Below are 8,181 nucleotides of genomic sequence, written 5' to 3' on the forward strand. Positions count from 1 at the left end.
CAGAAAAAACAGCCCATAAAAGAGCTGTTTAGATTGTTGTTTTCTTGTTCTAATCGCATTACTTATATTACCTACAAACATTGCTATAGGTAGTAATAATATTAAAAGTATATTCAATACTATAAAAAATCTGTCCTTTTCATTTATCCAAAATATTAAGCCTATTAGTACAATAATTGGGCAGACAAATATTGATGTGAGTCCAGTTAGTCTTAGGTTTGTATAGTTTTCAAATGTATAGACTGGAAGTAGGTAAGAAATCACAAATATTACAAGTCCAAGTAAAAATAATTTTTTACTGATTTTTTTCTTAATATGCTTCTCTTTCTTTGACATTATATTGTTCGAATTAAATCTATAGTCGGTCTGCCTAAAATTCTCTTTAAGGAAAAATGGTAGATCAATATATTTATGACATAGACTAGGATTGAAAAACCTAAAAATATTTTATAATCATAGTATCCAAGCAGTATAGACAGGCTAAATTGTGGTGAAAGTATAGATATTGTTACAATAACAACTAGACTTATAAAACTTACTAAGAGAAAAGATCTTACTTGTTGGGTCTGTAAATAATTTTGTGTATCAACCCTTACCATTTTATCAAGATTTATGTTGATGCACAAAATTATTTACAGACCCTATTTTCTTTTACAATTCATAAATCTCATCTGCAACTTCGTTCAAAAACTCAATGTCATGAGAAACTATAATAATTATTTTCTCCTTATTTCTATATTTTTTTATTAGCTCAGATATTTTTTCCATATTGGAATAATCCATACCACTTGTAGGTTCATCGTAATAGACAAATGGAGAATCCTTACACATAAGAGATGCTATTGCAAGTCTTTGCTTTTGACCTCCTGACAAACTCATTGGATGCCTTTCTCTAAATTCGTCTAAGCCTAAATTTTTTAAAATGATTTTTGCCTTTTCTTCATCAAAATTCTTTACTCCTATACCAAGCTCTTTGAATACCTCATCTGTAAATAATTGATGATTTACGTCTTGCATAACAAGTGAAGATTTTTTAAGCCTTTCTTTCTTGGATAGTTTTTCTCCTTTAAAATAAATTTCTTCTTTTGATTTTTTCTTAAGACCTATTAAGCATCTCAAAAGCGTTGACTTTCCTCGTCCATTGGATCCTATTATTCCATAAATTTTCCCAAGCTTAAATGAGATGTCTTTTATACTTAAACACTCATCATCAGTAAATTTGTAGCTAAGATTTTTTATCTGATATTCTCCACCGTCTTTTAAATAAGGAACTTCTAATTTGCTTAATTCTTTATCCCTTAAACTTAAAGCGTTCAATTTATTTTTATCAAACTTTAAAAATTCACTTCTTGTATAAGTTTTTTTAAGTTTGCCTTTATCTATCAAAAATACACGATCAACTATGTCCATCAAATAATAAATTCTATGCTCTGCTACAATTATGCTTATGCCTTTTTCTTTTAGTATTTTAAGCATTTTTGTCAAAACACTTATGCTTTTAATATCCAAATTTGATGAAGGCTCATCCATAACTATAATCTTTGTGCCTGCTATATAAGATGCGGCAATGCAAAGAATTTGTTTTTCACCACCTGATAAATTAAATATATTTCTATTCAAAAGATTTTTTATCGGGAATATCTCAAGCATGTCCTTTAAACGCCTGTCCATTTCTTCTCTTGCAAGTCCAATATTTTCTAAATAAAACAATAATTCTAATGTCGTATTAACATTAAAAAAATATGTCTTAGGATTTTGAAAAACAGTTGAGACAAGCATTGAAATTTGATAAAGCTCCAAATCTTTTATATTCTTGCCATCAATAATTATTCCGCCCTTTGTCTTTGCGTTATCATATCTTACAGCTAAGCCATTGATAGAATTTATTAAAGATGACTTACCGCTTCCGCTTTTTCCTGTAAATAGCACGCACTCTCCCTCGCCTATGGATAGCGATATATCATCTATTATATGGTCTTCGCCATAAGCAAGGCTTAAATTTTTAATTTCTACCATATTAAGCCTCCCACAATAAGTCCAGCAATTAATAAAACATAAACAAAGTCAATTAGCTGTATCTTTACAGGAATATATCTGGTCTTGGCAATTGGATTTTCTATCGCCTTTGTTTCTGCCGCTTTTGCTATATCATCTGCAATGTTTGAAGATATAATTAATAGCGGAACCGAAACATACTCAAGATATTTGATTGGATTTCTAAAATTTATCCCTCTTACCTTCATAGCCATCTTAATGTTTTTCTTCTCTTCTTTGAAAGATGGGAAGAACCTAAACATGACCGCAACAGGTATAGAAAGATTTTTTGAAATTTTGAGCTTATCCATAGATGAAATTATTGCACCTACATCAGAGGTCTTTATCATGAAGCTTGCCGCCATAAATGGCAATAAAAACATTCTAAAGACAATAGGTATACTTAAAAACATCTTAAGTATTGGGTTTAATTCAGATAACACCATAAAATTAGGCAAGGAGTAAAGTATCCCACATAAAATAATCCATTTGAAAAGTGTTTTTTTGTATCCATTCAAATAAAGCAAAATACCAATAAGACAAACAATCGCTAGCTCAAAACGGATGTTTATGCTATGCATAACAGTTAAGCCTGCGATAAATACGACTAATATCTTACTGATGGGATTGGGATTAAAGGGAGTATTTGAAGAAAAGGTAGGCATTATACAATGCCTGCTTTTTCAAAGTGTTTCTTCAATAGAGCCTTGCCTATATATGCTCCAAGAATTCCTCCTAAGAAAGCACCTAAGGCTACTAAAGCCATGTGAGGATAAGTTATTAACTTTTCTAATACATCAACATAATCTTTTCCCATCATCATCAAAGACATCTCCATATATTTTTCTTTTGCTAAAAGCATTTGCATTAAAGAGCTACATATCCATGTGCTGAAGATTGCATAAGAAAGCATATTGTATTTAAATGAATTATAGTTTCCAATCTTTCTAATTAACTCTGCTATTATCATTACTATAAGCGATAGAACTAAAACTACGTAGGTATGACCAGCTGCAAACATCACAAGTGGTGATATCATACCGAAAATAAATAATGCCCATGGTTTTTGTACCTTAGTCATAAATAACATAACTACAGTTCCTGCAACTATGGCTAATACTGTCGGGTATATTAAAAACAATATCGGAATCATTCCCATCATACCAACACCAAACATCAAGGCGAAATATATTACAGCAAAAACACCGATACTTACTAAATCTTTCACTTTTAATTTTTTATTATCCATTGTAGTCCTCCTAATAAATAAATTCTTCTGCCATTTTTGTCTTTTCTATTAAATTCTTGTAAACTTTTGATTTTTGTAAAAGCTCTTCATGGTTGCCTTCACTTTCTACTTTTCCATTTTCAAGAACTACTATCTTGTCAGCATTTTCTATGGATTTCATTCTGTGTGAAATGATTACAACAGTTTTATCTTTAATCAAATTATTTAAAGACTCTTGAATCTTTTTCTCGTTGTCAACATCAAGGCTTGCTGCTATCTCGTCTAAGATCAATATCGGTGCATCTTTTAAGAAGGCCCTGGCTATTGATAATCTCTGTCTTTCTCCGCCTGATAGCTCAGCACCGTTTTCACCAATAACTGTATCGAAACCCTTGTCCATTTTTTCTATAAAATCTGTGCAGTTTGCAAGTTTTGCTGCTCTTTTTACTTCTTCGTCGCTTGCATCTTGCTTTCCAATTCTAATGTTTTCCATAACGCTTTGATTAAAGAGAACTACATCTTGAAAAACAATAGACACCTTATCAAAAAGGGATTCTGTTGATATTTCCTTTATATCTTTGCCATCGATTAATATTTGTCCTTCATCATAATCATAAAGTCTTGATATAAGTTTCAAGATAGTTGTTTTACCGCATCCGCTTGCACCTACTAAAGCAGTAACCTCTCCCTGCTTAGCTCTAAAGCTTACCCCATTTAAAACTTTTGCGTCTTTATTGTAAGCAAATTCAACATTTTTTAAATCAATATCAAAATTTTTTAGATCGTGGTCTTTCCCTTCTTGTAAATCTTGATTTTCAATTTCTTTTAGTCTTTCAATTTTTGGCGATAAATAAAATATCTCCATCATTCCTTCTTTAGATGCATCTAGAGAGTCTTTTATCTTCATAGCTGCTAGTAAATATCCTACAAGGTAGAGAGCACTTATCTCTTTATTAATAATTAGATTTACGCCAACAAATATTACTACAGCAAGGGAAATAAAGCTAAATATTGAAGATATTGACATAGTTAAAATATTTACTAATTCCGTCTTTAAGTGCACTTTTTCACTTTTATCCATTTTTTCATATAGCTTATCTTTCATTTCCTCTGATAAACCATAGGCTTTAATCTCCATCTGCATTTCGATATTTTCTTGAAAGCTTTCTGAGTTTTCTCTTAAGGCGTCATAATATCTTTTTTCTCCCTTAACTGAATGTTTTTTAGATAGTGGTATGAATATAAAGCTTAATATTGTTGGAATAATTACAGCTAAACCCATCTTGACATTGCTCAATAGCATCATGATGGATATTAGTGGGAAGAAGAGTACCATGCCGCCAACTTTTGGTATCGAATGGCTCATTGCATGCTCTATACCTTCAATATCAGCCATAATTGTTTGCGCTAGGTCTGAAATGTCATGTTTAGAAAAGTATGATAGAGGTAGTTTTGATAAATTTTCCGCTGTCCTTATTCTTAAATCTGCACTTTCTTGATAGGTTGTGCTATATAATTTATCGTATTCGACAGAAAGCAAAATATACATTGCTATCAAGGTCAAAACTGAGAATACTATATAAAAACCCTTGCTTTTGCCCATATTTTCCAAAATTTCCTGAGCAAAAATCATTAGTAATATGGCTGGAAGCATGTTTATACAATAAACGAAAAATGAGGCCAGTGTTGCTTTAGTTAAATTTCTAGCTCCTTTATCTGTAAGAGCAAATCTTTTTTTATAAAACTCCTTCATTTGAAACCCTCCATTCATTCGCACTGTTAAACATCTCTTGCAGTCTCTTGTACCTTGTATCTTTTGACATTAATTCTTCGTCAGAACCTCTTTCTATGATTTTCCCCTTATCCATAACAAGTATTTCATCAAGGTCTTTAATTGTAGATAGCCTGTGGGCAATCATGATGACTGTTTTATCCTTCATAAGATTTTTGAAAGCTTTTTGTAGTTCATACTCGTTATCTGGGTCAATTGATGCCGATGCCTCATCCATAATAATAATTTTGGAATCCTTTAAAATTGCTCTAGCAATTGCAATTCTTTGTTTTTCTCCACCAGATAAGTAAACTCCTTTTGAGCCTATTACAGTATTTTCTCTTTCTGGAAATTTATCTAATATTAGATTACATCCAGCTAATTTTAAAGCTCTCATAACATCATCTTTTGTAGCTTCTTTATTTGCTAAAGCAACATTGTCATAAATGCTCTTCTTAAATAATTTTGAGTCTTGAAAAACAAAGGAGATAGCTTTAATTAAGGCTTCGTCAGAATATTCAGATATTGGAATCCCACCTATCTTTATCCTTCCTTCATTAACATTGTAAAAACCTGATATTAGTTTTGCTACTGTTGATTTGCCTGATCCAGATGAACCTACAAGTGCGTAGGACTTTCCTTCTTCTAAATTAAAGGATAAATTTTCAATGACAGCCTTATCATTGTAAGCAAAGCTAACATTGTCAAATTCTATATTATAGTTTTTAAAATTATTGACATTACCATGCAGCAATTTGTCTTTTTGCATATCCTTGTAAAGCGCCTCTAAAGTATCTACTGCATAATTTCCTTGAGAAATATACATGGAGTACCACATCATTCTCATAAATGAAACAAAGAGAACTCCCGATAAAAATAAAATCATGATAAGCTCAAGTAAAATCACCTTGGCGCTAGCTAAGCTTGTCATAAAATAAACTATAGGAATAATTAAAATTGCAATCAAACCAAAAAATAACCATTGATACAAAACATAAGGCTTTTTACAAGATAGGGAATAATCATAAGCATATTTTGAGTAATCTTTTATCGCCTTATAAAAGCTTTTAAATGACTCTACATTTGCTCTAAATATTTTTACAACTTGCATTCCTCTTACGTATTCAACAGTTTCAGCACTTAGTTTAGATAGGGCTTCTTGGTATATCTTCATAAATTCTTGCTCGCCCATCATCGCCCCTAAAATTAAGCCGCCAATTATTGTAAGAGCAATCAAGGTGATGCCAGCCCTTATACTTACTATAAAGCCAAGTGCAAGTATAAGCACGGGTGTAACTATTGCCTGAGAGCTATCTGGAATCATGTGGGCTACAACCTGATGAGTTTGTGCGGCATTGTCATCTATGATCTTTCTTATTTGACCAGATGGATTTAAGTCAAAGAACCTAAAACTTGCTTTCTCTAGACCGTCGATCCCCCTTTTTCTTAAATTTGTTTCAAGCCTAAATCCCAAGATGTGTGAAAACATTCCTGAAACAAAATAAAATATCGCTCCACTTGTTAGTGTAATAACAGATTTTAATGCTAAGCTCTCTGCACCAGATAAATTTGAATTAATTATTAACTTATCCAGAAATTTGTAGATTAAATAATATCCATATACCGTAAGTGCAGCAGATATAGCAGAAAAAACTATAGCTAAAACCCCAAGATATTTTTTATCCTGTACATAAGCAAATAGTTTTTTGTAAATTTTCATAATCATATCTCCTTTCTTTGATGTTCCTTTTAGATATAAATTTTCTTAGTTGATAATAACTATCATTGCTTTTCTATTATACATCGGCTATAATTAATAATACAATAGTTTTGAATTAATAAAGCTAATTGGAATATTGTCTAAAAGGGATATGTGAATTATGAGTTACTATGATTTTGTAAAAGATTATATGAAAGTAGATGAATGTAAAAACAATAAAAAGTATTCAAGTGCAGGTCACACTTTTTGTTGGAAAAAAGAGGATTCAACTTATGCAGATGATCTATATTGGTTTTATGAAGGAGATGGATTTATTATTGATGTCCATGATTTTTATATCAGAGAGGAAGTGATTCAAAATAATACCTATAGTATGACAGACTATGTTTCAATTTATTCAAGTTACATTGTCAGTGCAAACGGAGAAAAGTTTAGTCCGTATCAAACGCTTACTGCAAACTCTTTATGTATTCTTGATTTTGACAATATAAAAGATGACTTTCTATTTTTATTACATGAAAATTCATATTATCTTTCTGTTTCCATTGGCTTTAAAAGAAAACTTTTGGAAAAGCACCTATCATCCATTAATATAGATCCAGAATCTTTTTATTCGAACTTACTTCAAACTAATCAAATTATACTTACAAAGGCCCTAGAAAAAGTGGCAATGGAAATCTTGAATTGTAAGATGGATGTCCCTGCCGCTGATTTTTTCTTTAAAGCCAAAGCAAATGAATGGGTAAGTATAGTTATTGACACATACTTAAATAGAAAAAAATATAAAATTGAGTCTGATGATAATAAAGCACTTGAAGATGTAGCAAGATTCTTAGATGACCATTTCGCCATGAATGTAAATCAAGAAACCCTTGAGAAAATATCTAAAATGAGCGGAACAAAATTAAAAAATATATTCAAAGAAAAATATGGTCAAAGCATTACAGAATACACCCAAAGAAAAAGAATGAATGTAGCTGAAACTCTTCTCTTAAATACCGAACTACCTATAAAGGAAATTGCAGAATCTGTTGGATACACATCCCATAGCAAATTCTCCATTTATTACAAAAGATATAAAGGAAAACTTCCTAGTGAAGTTCGTCATTTAGCTTGCAAACATCACAATTTAAAATGCGATTATTGTGATTAAAATTAATTTTTTTACAAGCCATGTTTTTATATAAATTTAAGTGTATATGTACATATATAGTCTGAATAAAATTGATTTGAAAAATGAGAAAAAAATAAAGGCAGTCCGAAGAGGGGCTGTAAATATCAGGATTTAGGTTGATACACAAAATTATTTACAGACCCTTTTAATTTTATTAATATATAATTTGACATTGATTTATAAACTTAGTCCTCTAAAAAAAATAATATATATTTATCTAAGTTAATTAATACCTACTAAAGTATTTTTTCTGC

7 protein-coding genes are annotated in these 8,181 nt (G+C 30.8%); 1 reads left to right on the plus strand and 6 read right to left on the minus strand.

Translation table 11 applies throughout. The features are described 5' to 3' along the window. The 6 genes from HMPREF2782_RS09575 to HMPREF2782_RS04600 form a co-directional block, all read right to left on the minus strand. Positions 1 to 315, minus strand: a 315-nt coding sequence (locus HMPREF2782_RS09575; RefSeq protein WP_261668658.1) for a hypothetical protein, incomplete at its 3' end; no start/stop codon positions are given. A 336-nt stretch (positions 316 to 651) separates the two neighbouring features. Then, entirely contained in the window at positions 652 to 2,016 is a 1,365-nt protein-coding gene (locus tag HMPREF2782_RS04580) for an ABC transporter ATP-binding protein (RefSeq protein ID WP_070641204.1), read from the minus strand. Continuing rightward, positions 2,010 to 2,699, minus strand: coding sequence for an energy-coupling factor transporter transmembrane component T family protein (locus HMPREF2782_RS04585; RefSeq protein ID WP_070641206.1), 690 nt, complete (start codon positions 2,697 to 2,699; stop codon positions 2,010 to 2,012). Before HMPREF2782_RS04585 ends, HMPREF2782_RS04580 begins: the two co-directional genes overlap by 7 nt. Beyond that, entirely contained in the window at positions 2,699 to 3,283 is a 585-nt protein-coding gene (locus HMPREF2782_RS04590) for an MptD family putative ECF transporter S component (RefSeq protein WP_070605141.1), read from the minus strand. Before HMPREF2782_RS04590 ends, HMPREF2782_RS04585 begins: the two co-directional genes overlap by 1 nt. A gap of 10 nt (positions 3,284 to 3,293) precedes the next feature. After that, positions 3,294 to 5,015, minus strand: a complete 1,722-nt coding sequence (locus HMPREF2782_RS04595; protein WP_070641208.1) for an ABC transporter ATP-binding protein — start codon at positions 5,013 to 5,015, stop codon at positions 3,294 to 3,296. After that, positions 4,999 to 6,753 (minus strand): ABC transporter ATP-binding protein, encoded by a 1,755-nt coding sequence (locus HMPREF2782_RS04600; RefSeq protein WP_070641210.1) that lies wholly within the window; start codon positions 6,751 to 6,753, stop codon positions 4,999 to 5,001. Before HMPREF2782_RS04600 ends, HMPREF2782_RS04595 begins: the two co-directional genes overlap by 17 nt. Positions 6,754 to 6,913: 160 nt before the next feature. On the opposite strand from HMPREF2782_RS04600, the gene HMPREF2782_RS04605 reads away from it, so the two are divergent. Further along, on the plus strand, positions 6,914 to 7,906 hold the full coding sequence (locus HMPREF2782_RS04605) for a helix-turn-helix domain-containing protein (RefSeq protein WP_070641212.1): 993 nt from the start codon (positions 6,914 to 6,916) through the stop codon (positions 7,904 to 7,906). The last annotated feature ends 275 nt before the right edge of the window (positions 7,907 to 8,181 follow it).

The organism is Anaerococcus sp. HMSC068A02, from assembly GCF_001811125.1.
Classification (GTDB): domain Bacteria; phylum Bacillota; class Clostridia; order Tissierellales; family Peptoniphilaceae; genus Anaerococcus; species Anaerococcus vaginalis_C.